At 62.3% G+C, this 22,806-nt stretch carries 27 protein-coding genes and 1 pseudogene; 19 read left to right on the plus strand and 9 right to left on the minus strand.

All coding sequences use genetic code 11. The features are described 5' to 3' along the window. The 5 genes and pseudogenes from MPJ51_RS07605 to MPJ51_RS07625 form a co-directional block, all read left to right on the plus strand. Positions 1 to 345, plus strand: a pseudogene (locus tag MPJ51_RS07605) (urocanate hydratase); the annotation flags it as partial. Positions 346 to 412: 67 nt separating this feature from the next. Next, a complete protein-coding gene (gene serB / locus MPJ51_RS07610; RefSeq protein ID WP_298384119.1) occupies positions 413 to 1,291 on the plus strand; it encodes a phosphoserine phosphatase SerB in 879 nt (292 codons plus the stop codon). 40 nt (positions 1,292 to 1,331) lie between these two features. Further along, on the plus strand, positions 1,332 to 1,661 hold the full coding sequence (locus MPJ51_RS07615) for a metalloregulator ArsR/SmtB family transcription factor (RefSeq protein WP_298384122.1): 330 nt from the start codon (positions 1,332 to 1,334) through the stop codon (positions 1,659 to 1,661). Beyond that, on the plus strand, positions 1,649 to 2,077 hold the full coding sequence (locus MPJ51_RS07620) for an SRPBCC domain-containing protein (protein ID WP_298384125.1): 429 nt from the start codon (positions 1,649 to 1,651) through the stop codon (positions 2,075 to 2,077). The genes MPJ51_RS07615 and MPJ51_RS07620 overlap by 13 nt, the downstream gene beginning before the upstream one ends. A gap of 22 nt (positions 2,078 to 2,099) precedes the next feature. Beyond that, a complete protein-coding gene (locus tag MPJ51_RS07625; RefSeq protein WP_298384127.1) occupies positions 2,100 to 2,420 on the plus strand; it encodes a YciI family protein in 321 nt (106 codons plus the stop codon). A gap of 1 nt (position 2,421) precedes the next feature. On the opposite strand, the gene MPJ51_RS07630 is transcribed toward MPJ51_RS07625, so the two are convergent. Further along, complete coding sequence (locus tag MPJ51_RS07630; protein WP_298384130.1) at positions 2,422 to 3,420, minus strand: asparaginase; 999 nt, start codon at positions 3,418 to 3,420, stop codon at positions 2,422 to 2,424. Between the two features lie 178 nt (positions 3,421 to 3,598). Between MPJ51_RS07630 and MPJ51_RS07635 the strand changes: the two genes are divergently transcribed. From MPJ51_RS07635 to MPJ51_RS07650, 4 genes are all read left to right on the plus strand, one after another. Beyond that, a complete protein-coding gene (locus MPJ51_RS07635; RefSeq protein ID WP_298384133.1) occupies positions 3,599 to 4,132 on the plus strand; it encodes an invasion associated locus B family protein in 534 nt (177 codons plus the stop codon). A gap of 60 nt (positions 4,133 to 4,192) precedes the next feature. Further along, positions 4,193 to 4,570 carry a lysozyme inhibitor LprI family protein gene (locus MPJ51_RS07640; RefSeq protein WP_298384136.1) on the plus strand — a complete coding sequence of 126 codons (378 nt, stop codon included), beginning with the start codon at positions 4,193 to 4,195 and terminating at the stop codon, positions 4,568 to 4,570. Between the two features lie 72 nt (positions 4,571 to 4,642). Next, positions 4,643 to 5,827: a 23S rRNA (adenine(2503)-C(2))-methyltransferase RlmN gene (gene rlmN, locus MPJ51_RS07645; RefSeq protein WP_298384141.1), complete on the plus strand. Its 1,185-nt coding sequence runs from the start codon at positions 4,643 to 4,645 to the stop codon at positions 5,825 to 5,827. Positions 5,828 to 6,055: 228 nt separating this feature from the next. Beyond that, a complete protein-coding gene (locus MPJ51_RS07650) occupies positions 6,056 to 6,670 on the plus strand; it encodes a cytochrome P460 family protein (RefSeq protein ID WP_298384143.1) in 615 nt (204 codons plus the stop codon). 12 nt (positions 6,671 to 6,682) lie between these two features. Here the strand turns inward: MPJ51_RS07650 and MPJ51_RS07655 are convergent, their stop codons facing one another. Continuing rightward, complete coding sequence (locus MPJ51_RS07655; protein WP_298384146.1) at positions 6,683 to 7,021, minus strand: hypothetical protein; 339 nt, start codon at positions 7,019 to 7,021, stop codon at positions 6,683 to 6,685. Then, positions 7,018 to 7,935 carry a DnaJ C-terminal domain-containing protein gene (locus MPJ51_RS07660; protein WP_298384149.1) on the minus strand — a complete coding sequence of 306 codons (918 nt, stop codon included), beginning with the start codon at positions 7,933 to 7,935 and terminating at the stop codon, positions 7,018 to 7,020. The genes MPJ51_RS07655 and MPJ51_RS07660 overlap by 4 nt, the downstream gene beginning before the upstream one ends. Positions 7,936 to 8,092: 157 nt before the next feature. Here MPJ51_RS07660 and MPJ51_RS07665 point away from each other — a divergent pair, with 157 nt between their 5' ends. Next, positions 8,093 to 8,476: a hypothetical protein gene (locus MPJ51_RS07665; protein WP_298384153.1), complete on the plus strand. Its 384-nt coding sequence runs from the start codon at positions 8,093 to 8,095 to the stop codon at positions 8,474 to 8,476. Here the strand turns inward: MPJ51_RS07665 and MPJ51_RS07670 are convergent, their stop codons facing one another. Both MPJ51_RS07670 and MPJ51_RS07675 read right to left on the minus strand, forming a co-directional pair. Beyond that, complete coding sequence (locus tag MPJ51_RS07670) at positions 8,477 to 9,574, minus strand: cystathionine gamma-lyase (protein ID WP_298384155.1); 1,098 nt, start codon at positions 9,572 to 9,574, stop codon at positions 8,477 to 8,479. It abuts the gene before it with no gap. A gap of 3 nt (positions 9,575 to 9,577) precedes the next feature. Next, positions 9,578 to 10,420, minus strand: coding sequence for a TIGR00730 family Rossman fold protein (locus tag MPJ51_RS07675; protein ID WP_298384158.1), 843 nt, complete (start codon positions 10,418 to 10,420; stop codon positions 9,578 to 9,580). Positions 10,421 to 10,500: 80 nt separating this feature from the next. On the opposite strand from MPJ51_RS07675, the gene MPJ51_RS07680 reads away from it, so the two are divergent. The 3 genes from MPJ51_RS07680 (at position 10,501) to dapD (ending at position 13,020) form a co-directional block, all read left to right on the plus strand. Further along, positions 10,501 to 11,418, plus strand: a complete 918-nt coding sequence (locus MPJ51_RS07680) for a serine/threonine dehydratase (protein ID WP_298384161.1) — start codon at positions 10,501 to 10,503, stop codon at positions 11,416 to 11,418. A gap of 44 nt (positions 11,419 to 11,462) precedes the next feature. Next, entirely contained in the window at positions 11,463 to 12,062 is a 600-nt protein-coding gene (locus MPJ51_RS07685; protein ID WP_298384164.1) for a GntR family transcriptional regulator, read from the plus strand. Between the two features lie 130 nt (positions 12,063 to 12,192). After that, positions 12,193 to 13,020, plus strand: a complete 828-nt coding sequence (gene dapD, locus MPJ51_RS07690; RefSeq protein ID WP_298384166.1) for a 2,3,4,5-tetrahydropyridine-2,6-dicarboxylate N-succinyltransferase — start codon at positions 12,193 to 12,195, stop codon at positions 13,018 to 13,020. 129 nt (positions 13,021 to 13,149) lie between these two features. On the opposite strand, the gene MPJ51_RS07695 is transcribed toward dapD, so the two are convergent. Continuing rightward, entirely contained in the window at positions 13,150 to 13,638 is a 489-nt protein-coding gene (locus MPJ51_RS07695; RefSeq protein WP_298384169.1) for a hypothetical protein, read from the minus strand. Positions 13,639 to 13,903: 265 nt separating this feature from the next. Here MPJ51_RS07695 and MPJ51_RS07700 point away from each other — a divergent pair, with 265 nt between their 5' ends. Continuing rightward, complete coding sequence (locus MPJ51_RS07700; RefSeq protein WP_170388822.1) at positions 13,904 to 14,248, plus strand: hypothetical protein; 345 nt, start codon at positions 13,904 to 13,906, stop codon at positions 14,246 to 14,248. On the opposite strand, the gene MPJ51_RS07705 is transcribed toward MPJ51_RS07700, so the two are convergent. Further along, on the minus strand, positions 14,245 to 15,303 hold the full coding sequence (locus MPJ51_RS07705) for a transporter substrate-binding domain-containing protein (protein WP_298384181.1): 1,059 nt from the start codon (positions 15,301 to 15,303) through the stop codon (positions 14,245 to 14,247). The genes MPJ51_RS07700 and MPJ51_RS07705 overlap by 4 nt on opposite strands. A 208-nt stretch (positions 15,304 to 15,511) precedes the next feature. On the opposite strand from MPJ51_RS07705, the gene dapE reads away from it, so the two are divergent. The 3 genes from dapE to rnr are packed head-to-tail and all read left to right on the plus strand — an operon-like array spanning position 15,512 to position 19,538. Next, positions 15,512 to 16,651, plus strand: a complete 1,140-nt coding sequence (gene dapE / locus MPJ51_RS07710; protein WP_298384183.1) for a succinyl-diaminopimelate desuccinylase — start codon at positions 15,512 to 15,514, stop codon at positions 16,649 to 16,651. Between the two features lie 4 nt (positions 16,652 to 16,655). Beyond that, positions 16,656 to 17,231, plus strand: a complete 576-nt coding sequence (locus MPJ51_RS07715) for a TIGR04282 family arsenosugar biosynthesis glycosyltransferase (RefSeq protein WP_298384186.1) — start codon at positions 16,656 to 16,658, stop codon at positions 17,229 to 17,231. Between the two features lie 48 nt (positions 17,232 to 17,279). Then, complete coding sequence (gene rnr, locus MPJ51_RS07720) at positions 17,280 to 19,538, plus strand: ribonuclease R (RefSeq protein ID WP_298384188.1); 2,259 nt, start codon at positions 17,280 to 17,282, stop codon at positions 19,536 to 19,538. Here the strand turns inward: rnr and MPJ51_RS07725 are convergent. Together MPJ51_RS07725 and MPJ51_RS07730 are read right to left on the minus strand one after the other, a co-directional pair. Next, positions 19,529 to 19,915 carry a DUF1801 domain-containing protein gene (locus tag MPJ51_RS07725; RefSeq protein WP_298384191.1) on the minus strand — a complete coding sequence of 129 codons (387 nt, stop codon included), beginning with the start codon at positions 19,913 to 19,915 and terminating at the stop codon, positions 19,529 to 19,531. The genes rnr and MPJ51_RS07725 overlap by 10 nt on opposite strands. Beyond that, positions 19,912 to 20,610 (minus strand): glutathione S-transferase family protein, encoded by a 699-nt coding sequence (locus MPJ51_RS07730; RefSeq protein WP_298384194.1) that lies wholly within the window; start codon positions 20,608 to 20,610, stop codon positions 19,912 to 19,914. Before MPJ51_RS07730 ends, MPJ51_RS07725 begins: the two co-directional genes overlap by 4 nt. An 84-nt stretch (positions 20,611 to 20,694) precedes the next feature. On the opposite strand from MPJ51_RS07730, the gene MPJ51_RS07735 reads away from it, so the two are divergent. Together MPJ51_RS07735 and MPJ51_RS07740 are read left to right on the plus strand one after the other, a co-directional pair. Then, positions 20,695 to 21,408: a YafY family protein gene (locus MPJ51_RS07735; protein ID WP_298384197.1), complete on the plus strand. Its 714-nt coding sequence runs from the start codon at positions 20,695 to 20,697 to the stop codon at positions 21,406 to 21,408. A gap of 62 nt (positions 21,409 to 21,470) precedes the next feature. Then, positions 21,471 to 22,769, plus strand: a complete 1,299-nt coding sequence (locus MPJ51_RS07740) for a lytic murein transglycosylase (protein WP_298384200.1) — start codon at positions 21,471 to 21,473, stop codon at positions 22,767 to 22,769. Positions 22,770 to 22,806: the final 37 nt, after the last annotated feature.

Here is a 22,806-nt window from a genome sequence, read left to right on the forward strand (position 1 = left end):
CATCTGGATTCGGGCTCGGTCGCCTCGCCCAACCGCGAGACCGAGGCGATGCTGGATGGTTCGGACGCCGTGTCGGACTGGCCGCTGTTGAATGCGTTGATCAACACCGCCAGCGGCGCGACCTGGGTGTCGCTGCATCACGGTGGCGGGGTTGGCATGGGTTTCAGCCAGCACGCAGGCGTGGTGATCTGCGCCGACGGGACCGAGGACGCCGCGCGACGGTTGGAGCGGGTGTTGTGGAACGACCCGGCCTCGGGCGTGTGGCGTCATGCGGATGCGGGCTATGACATCGCTAAGGATTGCGCCCGTGAACATGGGCTTCGGTTGCCGGGAATTCTGGGATAGGGCGAAACGGCTCTGGCGAAAATGCTGCACCTGCGATATGCGCAGGTGAACTTGCCGGAGGTCGAAGATGTACATTGCCACCTTGCTCACCAACCCCGCCGCGCCCGCGCTGGACCCGGCGCTGGTCGAGGCTTTGCGCAACGCATGGGGTGGCGGCGACATCCAATGGCTTGCCCCGGACGAGGCGGCAGAGTTCCCGCTGTCGGACATCCCCGGTAACCGCTGGGACAGCTGGGCTGAGTTGCAACAGATGGGTGTTGACCTGATCGTGCAACCCGCCGAGGGGCGGCGCAAAAAGATGCTGCTGGCCGATATGGACAGCACCATGATCCAGCAGGAATGCATCGACGAACTGGCGGATGAGGCCGGTGTCGGCGACCGCGTCAAGGACATCACCGCCCGCGCCATGAATGGCGAGCTGGATTTCGAAGGCGCGCTGATCGAACGAGTTGGGTTGCTGAAAGGTCTGGACGAGGCCGTGATCGGCAAGGTGCTGGCGGAACGGATCACCCTGATGCCCGGCGGTCGGGAGCTGTTGGCTACGATGCGCGCGCACGGAGCCTATGCCGCGCTGGTCTCGGGCGGGTTCACCGCGTTTACTGCTCGGGTGGCCGAGACGCTGGGCTTTGACGAAAACCGCGCCAACACCCTGCTGGCCGAAGACGGCAAGCTGACTGGGGACGTCCTGCGCCCGATCCTCGGGCGGCAGGCCAAGATTGAAGCGCTGGAACAGATCACCGCACGTCTGGGCATCGCCGAGGGAGATGTGATCGCCGTGGGCGACGGGGCCAATGATTTGGGCATGCTGGGCCGGGCGGGGACAGGCGTTGCGCTGCACGCCAAGCCCTCGGTCGCAGAAAAGTGCGATGTGCGTGTCAATTTCGGTGATCTGACCGCGCTGCTGTATCTGCAGGGGTATAGCCGGTCCGAATTCGTTTTGCCCTAAGGGGCTTTCCTTAATTTAACACATGTGTTAAATAATGGCCATGAACACACTTCTGGCCACATTCTCCGCCTTGTCCGACGCCACCCGCTTTTCGATTGTCGAGCAGTTGATGGAACAGGGCGAACTGCCCGCCGGTGACCTGATCGAGGGTCGCGGCATGTCCGGCGCCGCGATCTCGCGCCATTTGAAAGTGCTGCGGTCGGCGGGGCTGGTGCAGCAACGCGTCCAAGGCACGCAACGGATGTATTCGATCCAGCCCGAGGGGCTACGGGCGATTGCCGAATGGACCATCTCGAAGCGGCAATTCTGGGAGGCCAGCCTCGACCGTCTGGATGACATTATTGAAAGGGAGACATCATGGCCGACCTGAAACTGGAGCGGGACTTTCCCGTCAGCCCCGAGGATCTGTTTGCCTGGATCAGTGACGGCGCGAAGCTGTTGCAATGGTGGGGCCCGGAAGGGATGCATGTGCCGGAACACAATCTGGATTTCTCGCGCACCGGTCCATGGTATTCAGTAATGCAGAACAGCGAGGGCCAGCAATTCAAGGTTTCGGGTCACGTAACCCATGTCGACCGGCCCAACTCGGTGGGATTCACGTGGGGCTGGCATGACGATCAGGATCAGCGCGGCGCGGAAAGCCATGTGACCTTTTCAGTCAGCGCCACCGAAACCGGGTCTCGCCTGACGCTGGATCACCGCGAACTGGCTGATGCCGAGGCCGCTGCCAACCACAATCAGGGCTGGACATCGTCGCTGCGCAAGCTCGAAGCGCGCTGCAAGTAGATTTCAATCAGGGAGGAGCAATATGCCCCAATATTTGTTTGTCTATCACGGCGGTCACACCCCGACCGATCCGGCGGAAATCGAAGCAACCATGGCCGCCTGGGGCGCATGGTTTCAGGGCATGGGCGATGCGCTGGAAATCCCCGGCAATCCGGTGGGTCAGTCCTATACCGTCAGCAATGGCAGCGTTGTTGACAATGGCGGCGCCAATCCGGCCTCGGGCTTTACGGTCATCAAGGCCGACAGCATCGACGCTGCGACCGAGATGGCCAAGGGTTGTCCGATGGTCGTGAACGGATCAGGCTCGGTCGAGGTGGCCGAGGTGCACGAGATCGAGATGTAACTTAGCCCGGGAAGCCCGGTGCGGGTTTGATCACGCCGGTCTCCAGCCCGCGACGGCTGTATTGCGTGGCGTTCATGAATTTGCTTGTGGCCGGGTGATCGGCCTCCAGCACGCCCACACTGACCAATAGCGCGGCGATGGCGCATTCACTGGCGCGGGTGGTGCCGTCGGTGATCTTCAGCGCGATCCCCATCCGCTTTTCCGGGACGATGGCCACGAAAACGGCCTCGGCTCCGGTCTTGATTGCCACGCGCCCGTCCATGGCGCGCATCAATTCGGTACAGGCGCGGTTTTCGCCAGCGACCAGTTCGGGGTGTTTCATCATCGCGGCGGTCAGTTGCTGCGCCGCATCGCTGGCCCGATCCGACCGGACAGCGGCGGAGGCGAACCATGCCATCGACCGCGCCAGCCCCACCAGCGAGGTGGCAAAGTTCGGGGCCGAGCAGCCGTCGATGCCATAACAGGGGCTGGTTTCGCCTGTGGTCTCTTCCAAAGCGGACAGGCAGGCTTGCTGAACCGGGTGGTCGATCTCAAGATATTCCGGCCCGGCGCCCATATGCTGCGCCACGGTCAGGAACCCGCAATGCTTGCCCGAGCAATTGTTGTGGATCTGGCACGGCGTGTCGTCCGCAAGGATCAGCCCGTCGCGGGCGGCCATGTCCTGCGGCTCTTGCGGGCCGCAGCGCAGGTCGGGTTCGGCCAGCCCCAGATGATCCAGCCAGGCCGACACGCGGTCGGTGTGGATATGCGCCCCGGAATGGGACGCGCAGGCCAGCGCCAGATGCTCGGAATTCAGCCCGTATTTCGCCGCGGCGCCGGATGTGATCAACGGCAGCGCCTGGATCATCTTGGCCGAGGATCGCGGATAGATCACCGCGTTGGGATCACCCCAGCTGCGCACGATCTGGCCGCTGTCATCGCAGATTACCGCGTGACCCAGATGCAGGCTTTCCAGCAGGGGGCCGCGCCACAGTTCTGTCATCGGTACGGGCTGCGTCATCTCGACCTCCGGGTTAATGCGCAAAATTCTGCCAATCGCCCTTTCGCCTGTGGCGAAACCTGCGTTAGTGTGTGTATGTCGGCAATCATCGGAATGCGCAATATCACAGACGAACTGGCAGGGTTCGCAGTCAAATCCGATGGCTATGAGGTATGGGTCGAGCTAGGAGGCTGGACAGATGGGATCAAAACTCGTCCGCGTGATCGCGGGCCTGTGCATGGCCGGAATGGCCACAACCGCAATCGCGCAGCAGGCGGACAGTACAAATCGCGTGTCTGTGAATACGGACTGGAGCGTTTTCGTCGACGATGATCCCACCGAGTGCTGGAGCGTTGCCACACCGGATGAAACCGTTAATACCCGTGGTGGTCGTGTGGTTTCCGTTCGGCGCAGTGACATTTTGTTGTTCATAGTTTTTCGTCCGAGTGAAGACGCAAATGGACAAGTTTCATTTACAGGCGGATACCCGTTTGCGGCAGGATCAACGGTCAATGTGCGAATCGACGATCAGGAGTTCGAATTCATTACGGACGGTGAATGGGCCTGGCCTTCGACGAAAGGTCAAGAACCCAATGTAATAGCAGCCATGAAGCGCGGGACCGAGGCCGTGCTGACCGCCCGGTCCGAGCGCGGCACGCAGACCAAAGACACGTTCTCTCTGCTGGGCTTCACCGCCGCGCTGGAAGACGCCGAGACACGCTGCACGAACTGACAGACAATCGCCGCGCAAATCGGGTAGGCTTGGTCTTGTCCAGATCAAGGAGTCCTCGCGATGCGCTACGTTCTGCCTCTCTGCCTTGCCCCAATAGCGGGTTTTGCCGATCCGACGCTGGAATGCACGGACGCGCCGTCTCAGGTCGAGATCGGCGCTTGTGTGGCCGATATGGAAGCCCGAGTGGAGATCGCCCTGCAATCTGCCTATGGCTTTGCCACCGACGCCGCGCGCGAGTCGGATGAGGTCACCGGGCGCGCAGCAGCCATACCAGCGCTTGAGGCCTCGCAAACCGCATGGACCGCCTATCGCGATGCGCAGTGCGAGGCGGTTGGGGCCTCATTCGGGGGCGGATCGGGCACCGGGATCGGCATCACCGCCTGCCGCGTGCAACTGGGCCGCGCCCGCGTCGATGAATTGCTGCGCTTTGCCAACTGAGATTCCTTTTGATCTTTGCGCGCGTTCCTATATAGAGGCGCATCCCAAGCCAGAATCCGTTGAGACAAGCAAATGTCGCCCAAAGCGCCGATCACCCAGGACGTCATGACCATCCCCCGCAAACTGCCCGAGGGGAAGGTGAACCTCGTCGGTCTGACCCGCGACCAGCTGCGTGCGGCGCTGATCGAACATGGCACGCCGGAAAAGCAGGCCAAGATGCGCACCGGGCAGATCTGGCAGTGGATCTATCAATGGGGCGTGCGCGACTTTGCGCAGATGACCAATCTGGCCAAAGCCTATCGCGCGCAACTGGCTGAGCATTTCGTCATCGAAATCCCCGAGGTCGTGACGCGGCAAGTGTCCGAGGATGGCACCCGCAAGTACCTGTGCCGCATCGCAGGCGGGCATGAGGTCGAGGTCGTCTATATCCCCGAAGAGGATCGCGGCACGCTGTGTATCTCGTCTCAGGTCGGCTGCACGCTGACCTGTTCCTTCTGCCATACCGGCACGCAGAAACTGGTGCGCAACCTGACGGCGGCCGAGATTGTCGGGCAGGTGATGATGGCCCGCGATGATCTTGAGGAATGGCCCACCCCCGGTGCGCCCAAGGACGAAACCCGTCTGCTGTCGAACATCGTTCTGATGGGCATGGGTGAGCCGCTCTATAACTTCGACAACGTCCGCGATGCGATGAAGATCGCGATGGACCCCGAAGGGATTTCTCTGTCGCGTCGCCGGATTACGCTCTCGACCTCGGGTGTGGTGCCTGAAATCGCGCGCACGGCCGAGGAAATCGGCTGTCTGCTGGCGATCTCGTTCCATGCGACCACGGATGAGACCCGCGACGTGCTGGTGCCCATCAACAAGCGCTGGAATATCGAGGAACTGCTGCAGGCACTGGCCAGCTACCCCAATGCCTCGAATTCTGAGCGGATTACATTTGAATATGTGATGCTGGACGGCGTGAATGACAGCGACGCGGATGCGCATCGCCTGATCGAACACATCAAACGCCACAATATCCCGGCCAAGATCAACCTGATCCCGTTCAACGAATGGCCCGGCGCGCCGTACAAGCGCAGCTCGAACAACCGTATCCGGGCCTTTGCGAATATCATCTATCAGGCGGGCTATGCCTCACCCATCCGCAAGACGCGGGGCGAGGATATCATGGCCGCCTGTGGTCAGCTGAAATCGGCCACCGAACGCGCCCGCAAGTCGCGCAAACAGATCGAATCCGAGGCCGGTCTGGGCTGAAAGCCCCCAAAAACGCACAGTGCGCAGGTGAAATATCCTGCGCGGCCTGTCTATTCATCTTCCGATTTGCTAATATGTGACCACACTTAGGCGGTTCAACTTCGCGCACAAGGCGGTGAGGTTGTGAACCGGGTCATAGAAAGATCCCTCAGAACCGCTATCGTGAAAGGTGGGTGAGCAGGGGCGGTGTTCAGGCAAAACCGTATTCAAGACGGATGGGCCACAGCAATGAATGCAAAACGCACGCAGATTATGGCGGCTTTGGCCGTGTTACTGGTCGGAGTGTCTGGCACCATCGCGCAGACGAATGATCAGGATGCGCATATCGCCATCGAGAACCCAGCCGATCTGACCAAGGATGAGGCGCGGCAGCACTATCGCGGGCTGACCAAGCGCATGGCGCGGGGGTACGCGGCGGCGCAGCTGGATTTGATCCGCAACTATCAGAACTGGCCGCTGTTCAACGACGCCCCCTATATCTCGGCCACGCATGGGCAGCGTTTCGTGAACAGCTATGCCAACCGTATGGCGCACAATTACGGCACGATGGCCGAAGGTGAGGAATTGCCGGTGGGCTCGGTTCTGGCCAAGGACAGCATGACCGTAACGGATGAGGGCAATATCCACCCCGGCGCCATGTTCGTGATGGAGAAACTGCCCAAGGGTGCCAGCCCGGATACCGCCGATTGGCGCTATATCATGGTGTTGCCGGATGGGTCGCTGTTTGGTGACACGATGGGCAACCGTGCAGGGGCCGTGGCCTATTGCCATGACTGCCACGAGGCCGTCGCGGATCGCGACTATACCTTTTACGTACCCGAGGAATTCCGCGTTTCGCAGTAGCCCCCGGACCCGTTAGCTGCGCCGGAACCGCGCGGTGCCGATCACCTCGATCAATTGCTGGCGCACGGGTTCGGGTTGCGCCTCGACGGCGGTCAGAACCTCGCGCAGCTCGGCGCGCAGCCCGTGCATCTGGTCGATCAGCGAGATCATCATCGACAGCGCATCGGCCTCCATGTCGTATTGGTCATGCAGCTCGCAGGCCAGTTCCAGCCGCGCCACGTCGATGCTGTGATAGACCAGCCCCTGATCGGAGTGTTCGGGGATCACGATTTCGGCGGCCAGATACTCGGTCAACCGGTCCGAGGTCAGCCGGGCGATGGCTTGGATCAGTTCCTCTTCGGTCAGGGTCATGACGGCATTCCTTTGCGCGGGTCATAGCGGTGGGTGTCGCGCCATGTTTCCATGAAGTGCTTCATCTCGTCGTCGATCTGGTCGGGCAGCGTGACGGTCAGTTCGATCAACTGATCGCCCCGCTCGCCTGAGCCGCGTTTCCTGACGCCCTTGCCGCGCAGCCGCAGGGTCTTGCCGCTGCTGGTGCCTGCTGGAACGGTGACATTCACGCCGCCATCGATGGTGGGGGCCGGGACCTTTCCGCCCAGAATGGCCTCATCAATCGAGATCGGCAGAGTGATGTGGATGTCGTCGCCCTGCCGGTCGAACAGCGGGTGTTTGGCGACCGAGACGGTGACCAAAGCATCCCCTGGAGGCCCCTCGCCATAACCCGGCGCGCCTTTGCCGCGCAGGCGGATGGTCTGGCCGTCGGTGATGCCGGGCGGTATCTTGACCTCGATCCGGTCGCCATCGGGCAGGGTCAGTTTCTGGCTGGCCCCGAACACCGCATCCAGAAAGCTGATCTGCAGGGCATAGTTCAGATTATGCCCCGGCGCGTGGAATTCATGTGTGCGCTGCCCGTATCCGGCACGGCCCCGCATGAATTCGGCGAAGATGTCGGACATGTCCTCCGTGTCCTCGGCCCGCCCGCGATAGGGGTTCCCGGCGGCCTCGGCATAGTCGCGATAGTATTGCTGCTGAGGCCGTTCCTGACCCGAGGCGTCAATCTCTCCGCTGTCATAACGCGCGCGGGTGTCGGGATCTTTCAGCAGATCATAGGCGGCGGCTGCGGCCTTGAATTTCGCCTCAGCCTCGGCATCGCCGGGCTTGAGGTCCGGGTGGCAGTCCTTGGCGATGCGCCGATAGGCTTTCTTGATATCGGCGGCGCTGGCGTCTTTCGAAACGCCCAGAACGGAATAGGGATCGTCGCTCATCTCACCTCTCGCGGATGTGGCAGGTCTGATCGTGATGAATGTGTTTTATCATGCGGTTTCAATGCCTCAAAAGGAAGAGGCATTTGAAACCGCTCGCAAAATCCCGCAGGTCTGTTAACATATGCATATTCAGAGGTATTTGCTGACGGAGCCCCCCATGACGCGCAGAATCAAATCCGCTTTGGCCCTTTTGGCCGGGAATGCCATCGGATTGCTGCTGGCGGCGCTGCTGCTGTCCGGGTTTGCGATCAGGCCGATCTCGTTCATCGTTGTCGTGCTTGTCTTCACCGTGGTGCAGGTGGTGGCCGAGCCGTTGATCCTGAAGCTTGGGGAAAAGAAAGCGCCCGCGCTGAAAGGCGGGATCGCGCTGATCGTGACCTTCGTGGGGTTGCTGGTGACCGATCTGATCACCGCCGGGCTGACCGTTGGTGGCCTTTCGAACCTGTTGGCGGCGACGCTGCTTGTCTGGCTGGGTGCGCTGATCGCCAGCGTTGTGCTGCCGATCTATGTGTTCAAGGAACTGCGTGAGCCGAAAAAATAGCTACAGCGCGTTCAGGCTGGCCTCAAGCGCCTGCCATAGCTCCTCCACCGGCTCGCACCCGACAGAGATGCGGATAAAGGCGGGATCGACATCGTCACCCCAGCGCGCACGCCGCTCGGCCGAGCTGTGGACGCCGCCGAATGAGGTCGCGGGCCGCAGCATCGGGCAGCTGTTGATGAAGGCTTCGGCCTTGGCTTCGCTGTCCAGTGTGATTGACAGAAGGAACCCGAACCGGGCGGTCTGAGCCTGCGCCAATGCGTGCGACGGATCGCCGGGCAGGCCGGGATAGCGGATGGTCCGCACCGTCGCATGATCGGCCAGCCGTTCGGCGATAATCTGCGCCGACGAACACATGCGGTCAAAGCGGACGTCCAGCGTTTCCAACCCGCGATGCAGCAACCATGCCTCATGCGGGCCGGGGATCGCGCCCGAGACGCGCCGCCATTCCTCGACCCGATCCATGATCTGCGCGTTGCGGCTGGTGACATGGCCCATCAGCAGGTCGGAATGTCCGCCCATGGCCTTGGTGTCCGACGACACGACCACATCGACACCCAGATCCAGCGGGCGCTGGCCCAGCGGCGTCATGGTCGTGTTGTCAGCGATAGTAAGACCGCCTGCGGCGCGCACGGCAGAGGCGATGGCGGGCAGGTCCATCATGTCCAGCCCGGGGTTGGACGGGCTTTCCAGAAAGACCACATCGAAGCCGTCAAACCCGCCTTCGTCAAAGGCCGTGGTCGGACGTTCCGTGACCGAGACGCCCAGCCCGGACAGGAACCGGTCGGCCAGCACGCGGGTCACATAGTACCCGTCGGACGGGATCAACAGGCGGGTTCCGGCCTTCACTGTCGCAAACAGGGCCGCCGAAATTGCACCCATGCCGGATGGGAAGGTCAGGCAGGGGGCACCCTCAAGATGGGCCAGAAGGTGCTCCAGATGCTCCCATGTGGCGTTGTCCACGCGGCCATAGGTGGGTAACCCGTCCGGCGCGCCGGGCAGATGGTACATGCTGCTTTGGGTCAGGGGCAGCGCAATCGGCTCACCCGGGTTCAACGCATTGCCGCGCAGGTGCAGCATCTCTCCGGTCTTGGGTGCCATTGCTTACCGCCCCGGGATTTCGCTGCGGGGCGGGGCGGGTTCCCAGTTTTCGATGATATCAACCGCCTCTTGCGCGGTATCGACAAAGCGGAACAGGTCGAGGTCTTCGTCCGAGATCGTGCCCGCATCGGCCAGCGCCGCCCAGTTGATGACTTTTTCCCAGAATGCGCGACCGAACAGCAGGAAGGGTACGCGTTCCATCCGCCCGGTCTGGATCAGGGTCAGGGATTCGAACAGCTCATCCATGGTGCCGAACCCGCCGGGGAAGATGGTGATGGCGCGGGCGCGCATCAGGAAATGCATCTTGCGGATGGCGAAATAGTGGAAGTTGAAGCTGAGGTCGGGCGTCACATACTCATTCGGCGCCTGCTCGTGCGGCAACACGATGTTCAGCCCGATGGAACAGCCGCCCGCATCTTGCGCGCCACGATTTCCGGCCTCCATCACACCCGGTCCGCCGCCGGTGACGATCACGTTCTCGCGGCAGCCCGAGGCGTTGGATTTCTCGGTCATCAGCCGGGCGAACTCGCGGGCTTCGTCGTAATACTCCGACAGGTCCGCCAGCGTTTGCGTCCGCGCGGTGTGTTTCTGCGACGGCTCGGGGATGCGCGCGCCGCCGAACATCACGATGGTCGAGGTGATCTGACGCTCGCTCATCAGCATCTCGGGCTTGAGCAGTTCCAGTTGCAGCCGCACCGGGCGCAGTTCGTCCCGGCATAGGAAATCATCGTCAGCAAAGGCAAGGCGATAAGCGGGTGAGCGGGTCTGCGGCGTGTCCGGCACTTCGCTTGCGGTCGAACGGTCGGTCTGTGCGTCACGGAAGGGGCTGAGGCGATCTTCTCTCATAATTTTTGTGTCCCAAGCTTGCCTGAATGACAAACAGCTATAGGGTTCGCGGATGAAGTGCCAGTCACGGAAAGACAATAATGGATAGGAAGACTGAAATATCCACGGCGCGGGATCGCATCGATGGCCACGCGCAGGTGACGCCGGTGATGGACAGCCACGCCTTTGGCCTGGGCTATCCGGTGGCGATGAAGCTGGAGCATTTGCAGCATACCGGCAGTTTCAAGGCGCGCGGGGCGTTCAACACGCTGCTGGGCACGGATGTGCCGCAGGCGGGCGTGGTGGCCGCGTCGGGGGGCAATCATGGGGCTGCAGCGGCCTATGCGGCGCGGGCGCTGGGCCATCCGGCCAAGATTTTCGTGCCGGAAATGGCGGGCCCGTCCAAGATTGCTCTGATCGAACGGATCGGTGCTGACCTGAGCGTGGTGCCCGGCGAATACGCCAACGCCTTATCCATGGCCCAAGACCATGAGACGGCCACCGGTGCGATGCAGATCCATGCCTATGATGCCCCCGCCACGGTGGCCGGGCAGGGCACGTGCTTTGCCGAATGGGACGCGCAGGGTTTGCAGGCTGACACGGTTCTGGTGGCCGTTGGTGGCGGAGGTCTGATCGCGGGCGCGTTGGCGTGGTTTCAGGGCGCGCGCAAGGTTGTGGCGGTTGAACCCGAAACCTCCTGCGCGCTGAACGCCGCGTTGCAGGCCGGTGCGCCGGTGGATGTCTCAGTGTCCGGGATCGCCGCCAACGCGCTGGGCGCGCGGCGGATCGGCGGGATATGTTTCGAACTGGCGCAGGGGATGACCTCGGTTCTGGTCTCGGACGAGGCTATCGCCGCTGCGCAAAGCGCGTTGTGGCAGGCCCATCGCATTCTGGTCGAACCGGCAGGGGCCGCAGCTTTGGCGGCACTGACCAGCGGGGCCTACACGCCCGCGCCGGGCGAAAAGGTTGCGGTTCTGATCTGCGGTGGAAATATCGCCCCGGACCCGCTGTCGGGGTGAAAAATCCGCTTGTGGAAATGGGTTGTGATTTTTATCTATAATCCATGACCGCGACCATCGCCGACACGATCTATCAGGAACTCAGCCAGCAAATCATCACAGGTGATCTGCTGGCCGGAGAGAAGCTGCGCCAGGATCACATCGCCCGCTCGTTCGAGACCAGCCATGTGCCGGTGCGCGAAGCCTTGCTGCGGCTTGAGGCGCACGGGCTGGCCAAAAGCGAGCCGCGCCGGGGCATGCGCGTGACGGCCCTGGACCCCGCCGAAGTGCGCGAGGTGATCGAGATGCGCGTGGCGCTGGAAACGCTGGCGCTGCAGCATTCGGTGCAGAACATGACACCTGCGGCGCTGAAACTGGCCGATGACGCCCGGCTGGCCTGTGACGCAGCAGACAACATGCCTGCGTGGGAGGCCCGCAACCGCGCCTTTCACCGCGCCATCCTGACCCCCTGCGGTCTACCGCGCCTGTTGCACACGATTGACGACCTGCACATCGCCAGCGCCCGCCATCTGTTTGTCCAATGGCGTCCGAAATGGGTGCAGCGTGTCGATACCGATCATGCGGCCATCATACAGGCGTTGAAGACCCGGGATGTGACCTCGGCCAGCGCGATTCTGGTACGCCATATTCGCCGGTCAAACTAGGCCCATACCCCTGCTGATACGTTCCGAGCCGGGATTGCCGTAAACGGGGCCCTTCACGTCGCATTGCGCCTTGGGTTCGGCTTGCGTATAGGCCACACCAACGCAAACCGAGTCAGCAGGGAGCCCTCACATGTCCAACGCGCAACTGGAAGCCGCCATCGAAGCCGCCTGGGAGGCGCGCGACACCATCACCCCCGCCACCACCGGTGAGCAACGCGAAGCCATCGAAGATACGTTGAACGCGCTGGACAGCGGCAAGCTGCGCGTGGCTGAAAAGCTGGAAAGCGGTGACTGGCATGTGAACCAATGGGCCAAAAAGGCGGTTCTGCTGGGCTTTCGCATCAAGGATATGGAAATCCAGTCCGGTGGCCCACAGGATGGCGGCTGGTGGGACAAGGTGGACAGCAAGTTCGCCGGTTGGGGCGAAAACCAGTGGCGTGCCGCTGGCTTCCGTGCGGTGCCGAACTGCGTGGTCCGCAAATCCGCCTTTATCGCGCCAGGCGTGGTGCTGATGCCGTCCTTCGTGAACCTGGGCGCCTATGTGGACGAAGGCACCATGGTCGACACCTGGGCCACCGTGGGTTCCTGCGCGCAGATCGGCAAGAACGTACACCTGTCCGGTGGCGTCGGTATCGGCGGTGTGCTGGAACCGATGCAGGCTGGTCCGACCATCATCGAAGACAACTGCTTTATCGGTGCGCGTTCCGAAGTGGTCGAGGGCTGCATCGTCCGCGAGGGCTCGGTTCTGGGCATGGGCGTCTATATCGGCAAATCCACCAAGATCGTCGACCGCGAAACGGGTGAGGTCACCTATGGCGAGGTTCCGCCCTATTCGGTGGTTGTTTCGGGCTCGATGCCATCGAAGAACAACATCAGCCTGTATTGCGCGGTGATCGTGAAGCGGGTGGATGAAAAGACCCGTTCGAAAACCGGGATCAACGAGCTGCTGCGCGACTGATCAATTAGACAGAATTGGAAAGGCCGGGGTGTGCTGCCCCGGCCTTTTTTGTTTTCGCAAGAGGCTTCAGATATCGAACGTAATAAGCTCTGATCTGATCGCCTCGTCAGGACTAAAACCTGTGTTGGGTTAGCGATCCTCGCCGGGCCGCTCGACTTCTTTTCTGGGCTCCGAAGGTTCTTCACTTTCCTCTTCTTCGCCTTCGGTTTGCTCTTCTTCGTCACCGGAACGGCCTTCGCCCTTCGGTTCACCTTCGGATTCGGAGCGGCCTTCGTTCTCGCCTTCGGACTCACTCTCGTTTTCACCTTCGGATTCGCTTTCGCCTTCGGACTCGCCCTCGCTCTCGCCCTCAGACTCGCTTTCACCCTCAGACTCGCCTTCGGACTCGCCTCCGCCTTCGGACTCACCACCGCCCTCGGATTCACCTTCGCTTTCAGATTCGCCCTCGCCTTCGGACTCACCTTCGCGTTCACCTTCGGACTCGGCTTCGCCGTCGCCACCACCTTCTTGGGCATAAGCAGAATTGGCCCAAAGAACCGAGAGCGCGGCTGTGGCCGGTGCCAGCGCCAGCGCGATCAAACTTGCCATGACGGTCAGGAATTTAGACATAATACTCATCTGACTTCACCTTTTTCAAAAAACGAAACAATAGTCCCTGTATTGTAGTTTTTGTTGAATTCGACCCGTATCAGCCTCGTCGGGCCACAATTGGATGAGCCAGATTCAGCGCATTGTCGCGCGCGGTATCGGCCAATTCCTGCCGTTTTCAATCAACCGGAATCCAGTTTCATCTGACCTCAATTTTTGAGGGAAATCCCCGCATGCGGCGCGAGATCGCGGAATGAGTTGACCCCCACAAGGTGCGCACGTAAATGCAGGCGGCATGGAAAAGCAGAAAAAACCCTCGCGCCAGCAGGTCTATACCTTGCTGGTTCAGATCGGTCGCAAGGACGGTGACGGGCTGCCCGAAGGGGCGACCGGGGCGGCGTTGATGTGTTTTGCCAGCGGCGTGGACGAGGCCGAGGCGGTGCGCGAAACCGTGGCCATCCTGAAACAGGCTGACACGGCACCGCTGGATGTCACCGGCTATGGCACATTGGCCGAGCGCGAGGCGCAGGGTCATGACATTGATCCGGATGAACGCGCCCTGATGCAGCGTGCGCTGGATGAAAACGCGGTGATCGTCGCGCAGATGACGCCGTTTTTCGGGGATGAGGAACCGGCCTAGTTCCGGTTGCCGAACCACTTGCGGTAAATTTCGTCATAGGTGCCGTCCTCACGCAGGGCCAGCAGGGCCTGATTGACCTCTTCCACCAGGGGTGAGCCGGTGGGGAAGGCAATACCGTAGTTTTCGCGCATGAAAACCCCGCCGGTCATGGATGCGATCCGGCGGCCTTCATGGGATGCGAAATAGGACAGGATGGGCGCGTCAAAGACCACGGCGTCCAGATCCTCGGCGGTGAAGGCGGCCAGCAGCGTATCCAGATCCTCATAGCCCGAGAACTCGATCTCGCGCCGGATCAGGAAGCTTGCCGAGGTCGAATCCGCGATGGTGCCGACCTGTTTGCCGTAAAGATCATTGATCGAGTTCACATTGCCGGTGATCGCGTCCACCGTCATGACCGATGTGATGCGGGCGGTAAAGACCGACACGATGAACAGCGAGGAAACCACCAGCACCACGCCCAGCAGACGCCCGAAGGGGGTGCGCGGCATGCGTTCCTCGAACCCGCCATTGACCACCAGGTTGAGCGCCCACCAGAAAGACGGGAACCAGGCCTCGTTGAGCTTGCGGTCGAAATAGGGCTGCGCGCGGCGTTCGAACCCCCACATCAGCATGCCGCCACCCAGCAGGATGGCAAAGGCCAGCCCGATGGCGATGAACAGTTCGCGCGACAGCAGGGCCTGCAACAGCGACGGCTGGCGTGCGGCCTCGGACGGGACCATGATCTGTAGCCCGGCCTCGAAGATCGGCTGGCTGAAATCCATCCGGGTTTCACGCGATGCGGTGATCGAGATGTTGGCGATTGCCAGATCGGCGGTGCCGTCCTGCACTGCGCCCAGCATGTCGCCAAAGGCATCGGTCCGGTTGACGGTGTAGTCCCAGCCCAACGCCTCGGCCAGCGCAGCCAGCAGATCCATGGAAAAACCGGTTTCGGCCCCGTCTTCGACATAGGAAAACGGAGGGCGGGTCACAGTGGTGACCGTAAGGGACTGGGCCTGGCTTTGCTGGGCAAGAACCGTGAAAGTCAGGCAGATCAGGGCGAAGAGCGCGCGCATCATGGTGAATTTACCTGTTTCGCGGCCCTGTAACGCAATTGTGCGTCGGGCAGCAAGGTGGTCGCAGGGTCACCTTGCATGTTTTATTGGGGTCTCATGGTGAAAGGCCGGGTCGAAATGGGCAAATTTTTGCCGGATTGGGGTTGGCAATTCGGCCAATTCGTTGAATCTGTGCGCGAACCCAGACGGGACCCCATGCGTGAGGCATCTGATGACCGATCCAATCCAGTTGACGGCGGACCTGATCCGTTGCCCATCGGTCACACCCGAGGAGGGCGGCGCGCTGGTCCTGCTGGAACGTCTGTTGTCCGGTGCCGGGTTCGACTGCACCCGCGTGGATCGTGGCGGCATCGCCAACCTGTTTGCCCGCTGGGGGGAAAAGGGCCATGCCCGCAGCTTTGGGTTCAACGGCCATACGGATGTGGTCCCGGTCGGGGATGAGGCCGCCTGGACCATGCCGCCCTTCGGGGCTGAAATCCGCGACGGGGTGATGTACGGGCGCGGCGCGACCGACATGAAATCTGGTGTTGCCGCATTTGCCGCCGCCGCTGTGGATTTCGTCTGCGACACGCCGCCAGATGGGGCCATCATCCTGACCATCACCGGGGATGAAGAGGCTGACGCGCTGGACGGCACCACCGCCTTGCTGGATTACATGGATCAGGCTGGCGAGCGCATGAGCGCCTGTCTGGTCGGCGAACCCACCTGTCCGAACCGGATGGGTGAGATGATCAAGATCGGTCGCCGCGGCTCGATGACCGCATGGTTCACGGTGACCGGGGTGCAGGGGCATTCCGCCTATCCGCACCGGGCCAAGAACCCTTTGCCCGCGATGGCGCGTCTGATGGATCGGCTGGCCAGTCATGAGTTGGACCGGGGCACCGATCACTTCGACGCCTCCACGCTGGCCGTGGTGACGATGGACACAGGCAATCCCGCCACCAATGTGATCCCGGCCCAATGCAGCGGGACGGTGAATATCCGGTTCAACGACCAGCACTCCGGCGCCAGCCTCAGTGACTGGCTGCGGGCCGAGGCCGCTCGTGTGGCCGAAGAATTCGGTGTCGAGGTCGATATTCGGATCAAGATCTCGGGCGAAAGCTTTCTGACTCCGCCCGGTGATTTGTCCAATCTGGTGGCGCAAGCGGTTGAGGCTGAAACCGGTGTTCAACCTGAGCTGTCCACAACCGGCGGCACCTCGGACGCGCGGTTCATCAAGTCGCATTGCCCCGTGGTCGAATTCGGCCTTGTCGGGCGCACCATGCATCAGGTGGATGAATGCGTTGAGGTGGCGCAGATCGAGCAGCTCAAGGCCATCTATGCGCGCATCCTGCGAGACTATTTCGCCTGACGCCATGCAGCGGACCCTCGTCATCATGGTCAAGGAACCCCGCCCGGGGCGTGTCAAAACCCGGCTGGGGCGCGATATGGGCATGGTTGGGGCGGCGTGGTGGTTTCGCCATCAGACCCGGACGCTGATCCGTCGGCTGCGCGATCCGCGCTGGCAGATCTTACTGGCCGTGTCGCCGGATCGTGAGGGGATGCGCAGCCGCATCTGGCCTGCCGATCTGCCACGCGCGGCGCAAGGGCGTGGCGATCTGGGTGATCGGATGGGGCGGATGCTGCGGGACATGCCGAAAGGGCCAGTCTGCCTGATCGGGGCGGATATTCCGGGGATCACGCGCGGTCATATCGCGGATGCGTTCCGGGTGCTGGGGCGTGCGCAAGTGGTGTTCGGCCCTGCGCCGGACGGAGGGTACTGGCTGGTTGGGGCGCAGCGCTATGGCGCGTTGCCAGCGGGCCTGTTCAATGATGTGCGCTGGTCGACCGAGCATGCGTTGGCGGACACGCTGGCCTCGGCCCCCGGATGCCGGGTGGCGATGCTGGATCAGTTGCGCGATGTGGACACGGTGGCTGATCTGAAACCCTGATCCCTTTTTGGTCATGACGCGGTCGCACGCCCGTGATAGGCCGAAGATATGACTCGCATCCCCTCCAAGCAGGAGGTCCTGGACTGGATCTCGGCGAACCCCACCCTGACCTCGAAACGTGACATCGCCAAGGCCTTTGGCATCAAGGGCGCGGATAGGATTGATCTGAAGCGTATCCTCAAAGAGCTTGAGGCCGAGGGCCATCTGGAAAAGCGCAAACGCAGCTATCGCGACCCGGATCGTTTGCCGCCGGTCAGTGTGTTGCAGGTGAAGGCGCCGAACTCCGATGGCGACCTGTTCGCGCGTCCGCTGGAGTGGCATGGCGAAGGGGTCGAACCCGTCGTCCTGATCGTCGCGCGCGCCAGTGACCCGGCGCTTGGCGAAGGCGACCGCATTCTGGCCCGCCTGACCGTGGTGCATGAGGAAGACCACAATTACGAGGCCCGCCTGATCCGCCGCATCGGAACAAACCCGCGCAAGATCGTCGGCATCTTTCGCAAAGGGGCCGAGGGCGGGCGGATCGTGCCCATCGACAAGACCGGCCAGACCGAATGGCTGGTTGCGGATGGCGCGGTGTTGGGGGCTAAGGACGGAGAACTGGTCGAGGCCGAACAGGCCGGTCCAAAGAACCGCATGGGCCTGCCGCGTGCGCGGATTGTCGAACGACTGGGCGATCCTTCTGCGCCCAAGGCGGTGTCACTCATCGCCATCCATCAGCATGGCATCCCGGATGATTTCCCGGACAAGGTGATTGACGAGGCCGACAAGGCCAAACCCGCCGGCCTGAAAGGGCGCGAGGATCTACGGGACATGCCGCTGCTGACCATCGACCCCTCGGATGCGCGGGATCATGATGATGCTTGCTATGCCCATGCCGATGACGACCCCAAGAACCCCGGCGGCCATGTGATCTGGGTGGCGATTGCCGATGTGGCCGCCTACGTGCAGCCCGGCACCGCGCTGGATCGTGAGGCGCGCAAGCGGGGTAATTCCAGCTATTTCCCTGACCGGGTGGTGCCGATGCTGCCGGATCGGCTGTCAGGAGACCTGTGTTCCCTGCACGAAGGCGTCCCGCGGGCCTGTATCGCCGTGCGCATGCAGATCGACGCGGACGGCAACAAGATCGGGCACCGCTTCGTGCGTGGCCTGATGCGCTCGGCAGCGTCGCTGAACTATGCCGAGGTGCAAGAGGCCATCGACGGCACGCCAAACGACCGCACCGGGCCGCTGTTGGAGACGGTGCTGAAACCGCTCTATGCCGCCTACGCTGCGCTGAAAACGGCACGCGCCGCGCGGCAGCCGCTGGAACTGGACTTGCCGGAACGTAAGATCGTCCTCAGCGATGCGGGCGAAGTGACCAGCGTCGCCTTCCGCGACCGGTTGGACGCGCATAAATTGATCGAGGAGTTCATGATCCTCGCCAATGTCGCCGCCGCCGAGACTCTAATCGCCAAACGCCGCCCGCTGTTGTTCCGGGTGCATGAAGAACCCGCGCCCGAGAAGCTGGAAAGTCTGCGGGAGACGGCGCAGGCGGCAGGGCTGAACCTCGCCAAGGGACAGGTGTTGCAAACCCGGCATCTGAATGCATTGCTGAACGCCGCCGCAGGCACCGAGGATGCGGAACTGATCAACCTGACGACCCTGCGGTCGATGGCGCAGGCCTATTACAACCCCGAGAATTTTGGCCATTTCGGGCTGGCGCTGCGGAACTACGCGCATTTCACCTCACCCATTCGCCGCTATGCCGACCTGATCGTGCATCGCGCGCTGATCTCGGCCCATGGCTGGGGTAAGGACGGGCTGACCGAGGATGAAATTGCGCGGCTCGACGAAACAGCCACCCATATCTCGGACACCGAGCGCCGCTCGATGATGGCGGAGCGTGACACGACGGATCGCTATCTGGCCGCCTATCTCAGCGAACGGGTGGGCAATGAGTTCTCAGGCCGCATCAGCGGCATTGCTCGCTTCGGGGCTTTCGTGAAGATGGATGAAACCGGCGCGGATGGGCTGGTGCCCGTGCGCTCGCTGGGGCGTGAGTTCTTCCATTTCGACCGCGAGGCGGGGACGCTGATGGGATCAGACACCGGGCTGATCATCGCCATCGGCCAGCGTGTCACCGTGCGCCTGACCGAAGCCACACCCGTCACTGGCGGGCTGGAGCTGGAGCTGCTCTCCATCGACGATCAAGCCCTTCCGCGCGGGCGCGGACCCGCCAAACGGGGCGCGCGGCGCAAGGCTGTCAGCACCAAGCGCAAGAAGGACAAGATCAAGCGCAAGGTCGAACGCAAACGCCGTCAGAAGTGATAGGTTAGGGCGCGCGCAATCAGCCAGCCATGGCGGGTTGCGTCGATCTGATCCGGGCTATCGAACAGCACGGCCCGGTTGCCGTCGATCCGATCCTCGCCCGGAAAGGCCGAGGTGAAATCGCCCATCAAGCGGCTCTGACAATGCACGAACAGGGCGAAGGGTGCCGATCTGTGCCCGCCCAGCCGAATGGTCGATCCCTTGGGTGCCAGATAGGCGGGTTGACCCCAGCGCAGCGCCTCCTGCATTGGTTGGGCACGGGGCAGGGTGGCGGCGGTGTCATAAATCAACGCCCGCAGGGCCAGCGCCCCGGCGCGGGTGCCCGGGGGTAGCGCCTTGAACGCGGCGGCAACGGTTGGGTCCTCAAACGGTTTCATGCCACGGGTATCGCTTGTTCCATCCGGTCTACATAGCTGTTGAGCAGGTTATCCTGTTTGATCCGCCGGGTCAGCCGGGTTTCCGCAGGTGTCGCGCGCATGGCGGCAAGAATGGGGCCGACGCTCATATCCGCCGCTGTGGGCCGGTCGCCCAGCAGGAACGGGGATTGCCATAGATAGGCCGAGATCGCCTCAAGATCGCATTCCAGCCGGTCGCGCCGTTCGGTTTCGGAGAACCGTGATACGCCTTGCCCGTCCAGCCGCTTCACCACCGATTTGCGAACAGCGCGTGTCACCGGGCCACGGATTAGGGCGGGGACTTCAGCAAAGAACATCTCGCGCAGGATCGGCCAGACATCATCATTGCCCCAGCGATCCAGAACGACGTGATGATAGATATGTTCCTCGGCCATGCGGATCAGGGCGCGGGATTGGGCCTTTTGCACATCGCTGAGGCCCTTGTCGAAATCTGCCCCCTGCGCCTCAAGCCAGTCGCGGATCAGGTCGCTGTCGGGGACAAGGCGTTCCGGCGTGCGCAGGACCGGCAGTTTCTGATGGGGCATCTTGCCAGGGTTCAGCAGATCGGACCGCTGCCAGCGTTGACCTGCCTGTTGCAGCATCAGGGCGGATTTGACGCAAAACGGGCTGGCGCTGAACAGGCCAAAGGCGGACGGGAAGGTCAGAAGGGTCAGCATCGGGGCCTCCGAGGGATTGAGATGGCCTATGGATACTGTGGCCTGATGACAGAAATTGTCATCAGGTTTAAGCTAGGCTGCACTATGTCCCGTACCGCCCGCCTGTTCCAAATGATGCAAGCCCTGCGCTCTGGTCCCTCGCCGAAGACATCCGGCGAGTTGGCGCAGGATCTGGGTGTGTCCCCTCGCACGGTCCATCGCGACATCGACTCGCTACGAGAGCTGGGTGCGGTGATCGACGGAGAGGCCGGGTTCGGCTTTACCCTGATCGAGGACGCCACCTTGCCACCTTTGGGCTTTACCGATGATGAGCTTGAGGCACTGGTGCTGGGCCTGCGCGAGGTTCAGGCAATTGGCGATCCCGGACTGTCGGACGCCGCCAGTGCGGCGCTGCGCAAGCTGCAGGGGCGGCTGCCGCAGCGCCAGTCCCATCGCCTGAGCCACGCGGTGCTGACCGCCACCCGCTTTGACCGCCCGGCGCGGCCCTCGATCGACGTGGCGGATCTGCGCCGGGCCACATGGGACGAATACGCCGTCGAGTTTGCCTATACCGATGCCAAGGGCGACAACACGACACGGCGGGTCAACCCGCTGAGCATCGTTTATGTGGACCGCGCCAGCGTGCTGCTGTCCTGGTGCCATCTGCGTCAGGATTTCCGCGTTTTCCGCCTGGACCGGATGCGCGACATGGAGGTCACCGGGGACAGCTTTCGCCCCAACCGCGTGCCCTTGCTGCGCGAGGCGCTGGCCCGTATCCGGGCCGAGCGAGCGGCAAAAGAGCGTGAAGCCGAAGCCTGAAAGCTTTATGGCAGGCCGAAATTACGCTATTCTGTGGCCGAGCAGACATCAGGAAAAACGGAATGCGCAGATGCATAGTTGGCGTCGTGACTGCTGCATTATGGATATATATTGTGCAGGCAGAGGCCACCAACACACAGGACGGATCGCGGATCATACAGCAGGCTTCGGCTGATGTGACCGTGTTCATCCGGTCTGCCTTGCGACTGGAAACCAAGGAGTCTCGGGTGTCGAGCGAAGGAAATGCGCGGTTTCAGGCGTGGCTGGGGGCGTTCCGCGAACGGGCGGTGCAGCAGGGTATCGCTGCCGAAACATTGGATCAGGCGCTGGCGGGTCTGACCTATGACACTGAGGTCATCGCGCGGGATCGCAATCAGGCCGAGTTCTCGAAACCCATTTGGGAGTATCTGGATGCTGCCGTCTCGGACGCGCGGGTCGCGAATGGCCTTGCCGGGCTGGAACAACATCGCGATGTGCTGACCCGGATCGAGGCGCAGTATGGCGTCGAGAAAGAGGTCGTGACCGCGATCTGGGGTCTGGAAACCGCGTTCGGGACGTTCCGGGGCGATGACCGGACCATTCAGTCGCTGGCGACGCTGGCCTTTGATGCGCGCCGGGCGCAGTTCTTTGAAGGCCAGCTGATTGCCGCGCTGCAGATCATTCAGGCAGGGGATGTGAGCGCCGGTAACATGACCGGCAGTTGGGCCGGGGCGATGGGGCATACGCAATTCATGCCGACCTCGTATCTGGAACACGCGGTGGATTTCGACGGCGACGGGCGGCGCGATATCTGGTCGGATGATCCGACCGATGCGCTGGCCTCGGCGGCGTCTTATCTGGCGCGGCACGGCTGGACCAAGGGGCAGCCCTGGGGCGTGGAAGTGCGCCTGCCCGAGGGGTTCGATTATGCCACGGCCAAGCGCGATGTCACTCTGATGCCATCGGACTGGGCCGCGCGCGGGGTGGTTTCCGCGTCCGGTACGCCGGTGCCCGATCATGGTCCCGCCGCGATCCTGCTGCCTGCGGGTGGGCAGGGCGTTGCGCTGATGATCTTTGACAATTTCAAGGTGATCGAGGCCTATAACGGTGCCGATGCCTATGTGATCGGCATCGGTCACTTGTCCGACCGTCTGGCCGGGCGCGGCCCGTTCACAGCGGATTGGCCCCGCGACGACCGCGCGTTGAGCTTCACTGAACGCAAGGAATTGCAAACCCGCCTGACCCAGGCCGGGTTCGATACGCAGAGCATCGACGGCCGCATCGGCCCCAACACGATCAACGCCGTGCGGGCTTATCAACTGGCGCAGGGGTTGTTGCCAGATGGGTATGCCAGCCTGAAACTGCTGCAACGGATGCGGTGAGCGCTCGAAAAAAGGGAGCAGCTTGAGAAAGCTGCCC

The organism is Ruegeria sp., from assembly GCF_028066395.1.
In the GTDB taxonomy this organism is placed as follows: Bacteria; Pseudomonadota; Alphaproteobacteria; order Rhodobacterales; family Rhodobacteraceae; genus Ruegeria.

Coding starts and splice junctions, on each gene's coding strand:
- MPJ51_RS07705 (WP_298384181.1), bottom strand. CDS start 15,303: ATGATGCGCGCGCTCTTCGCCCTGATCTGCCTGACTTTCACGGTTCTT.
- MPJ51_RS07675 (WP_298384158.1), bottom strand. CDS start 10,420: ATGAGAGAAGATCGCCTCAGCCCCTTCCGTGACGCACAGACCGACCGT.
- MPJ51_RS07730 (WP_298384194.1), bottom strand. CDS start 20,610: ATGCTGACCCTTCTGACCTTCCCGTCCGCCTTTGGCCTGTTCAGCGCC.
- MPJ51_RS07695 (WP_298384169.1), bottom strand. CDS start 13,638: ATGAGTATTATGTCTAAATTCCTGACCGTCATGGCAAGTTTGATCGCG.
- dapD (WP_298384166.1), top strand. CDS start 12,193: ATGTCCAACGCGCAACTGGAAGCCGCCATCGAAGCCGCCTGGGAGGCG.
- MPJ51_RS07650 (WP_298384143.1), top strand. CDS start 6,056: ATGAATGCAAAACGCACGCAGATTATGGCGGCTTTGGCCGTGTTACTG.
- MPJ51_RS07700 (WP_170388822.1), top strand. CDS start 13,904: ATGGAAAAGCAGAAAAAACCCTCGCGCCAGCAGGTCTATACCTTGCTG.
- MPJ51_RS07665 (WP_298384153.1), top strand. CDS start 8,093: ATGACGCGCAGAATCAAATCCGCTTTGGCCCTTTTGGCCGGGAATGCC.
- dapE (WP_298384183.1), top strand. CDS start 15,512: ATGACCGATCCAATCCAGTTGACGGCGGACCTGATCCGTTGCCCATCG.
- MPJ51_RS07660 (WP_298384149.1), bottom strand. CDS start 7,935: ATGAGCGACGATCCCTATTCCGTTCTGGGCGTTTCGAAAGACGCCAGC.
- MPJ51_RS07655 (WP_298384146.1), bottom strand. CDS start 7,021: ATGACCCTGACCGAAGAGGAACTGATCCAAGCCATCGCCCGGCTGACC.
- rlmN (WP_298384141.1), top strand. CDS start 4,643: ATGTCGCCCAAAGCGCCGATCACCCAGGACGTCATGACCATCCCCCGC.
- MPJ51_RS07685 (WP_298384164.1), top strand. CDS start 11,463: ATGACCGCGACCATCGCCGACACGATCTATCAGGAACTCAGCCAGCAA.
- MPJ51_RS07625 (WP_298384127.1), top strand. CDS start 2,100: ATGCCCCAATATTTGTTTGTCTATCACGGCGGTCACACCCCGACCGAT.
- MPJ51_RS07715 (WP_298384186.1), top strand. CDS start 16,656: ATGCAGCGGACCCTCGTCATCATGGTCAAGGAACCCCGCCCGGGGCGT.
- rnr (WP_298384188.1), top strand. CDS start 17,280: ATGACTCGCATCCCCTCCAAGCAGGAGGTCCTGGACTGGATCTCGGCG.
- MPJ51_RS07640 (WP_298384136.1), top strand. CDS start 4,193: ATGCGCTACGTTCTGCCTCTCTGCCTTGCCCCAATAGCGGGTTTTGCC.
- MPJ51_RS07670 (WP_298384155.1), bottom strand. CDS start 9,574: ATGGCACCCAAGACCGGAGAGATGCTGCACCTGCGCGGCAATGCGTTG.
- MPJ51_RS07635 (WP_298384133.1), top strand. CDS start 3,599: ATGGGATCAAAACTCGTCCGCGTGATCGCGGGCCTGTGCATGGCCGGA.
- MPJ51_RS07615 (WP_298384122.1), top strand. CDS start 1,332: ATGAACACACTTCTGGCCACATTCTCCGCCTTGTCCGACGCCACCCGC.
- MPJ51_RS07680 (WP_298384161.1), top strand. CDS start 10,501: ATGGATAGGAAGACTGAAATATCCACGGCGCGGGATCGCATCGATGGC.
- MPJ51_RS07735 (WP_298384197.1), top strand. CDS start 20,695: ATGTCCCGTACCGCCCGCCTGTTCCAAATGATGCAAGCCCTGCGCTCT.
- MPJ51_RS07725 (WP_298384191.1), bottom strand. CDS start 19,915: ATGAAACCGTTTGAGGACCCAACCGTTGCCGCCGCGTTCAAGGCGCTA.
- MPJ51_RS07630 (WP_298384130.1), bottom strand. CDS start 3,420: ATGACGCAGCCCGTACCGATGACAGAACTGTGGCGCGGCCCCCTGCTG.
- serB (WP_298384119.1), top strand. CDS start 413: ATGTACATTGCCACCTTGCTCACCAACCCCGCCGCGCCCGCGCTGGAC.
- MPJ51_RS07740 (WP_298384200.1), top strand. CDS start 21,471: ATGCGCAGATGCATAGTTGGCGTCGTGACTGCTGCATTATGGATATAT.
- MPJ51_RS07620 (WP_298384125.1), top strand. CDS start 1,649: ATGGCCGACCTGAAACTGGAGCGGGACTTTCCCGTCAGCCCCGAGGAT.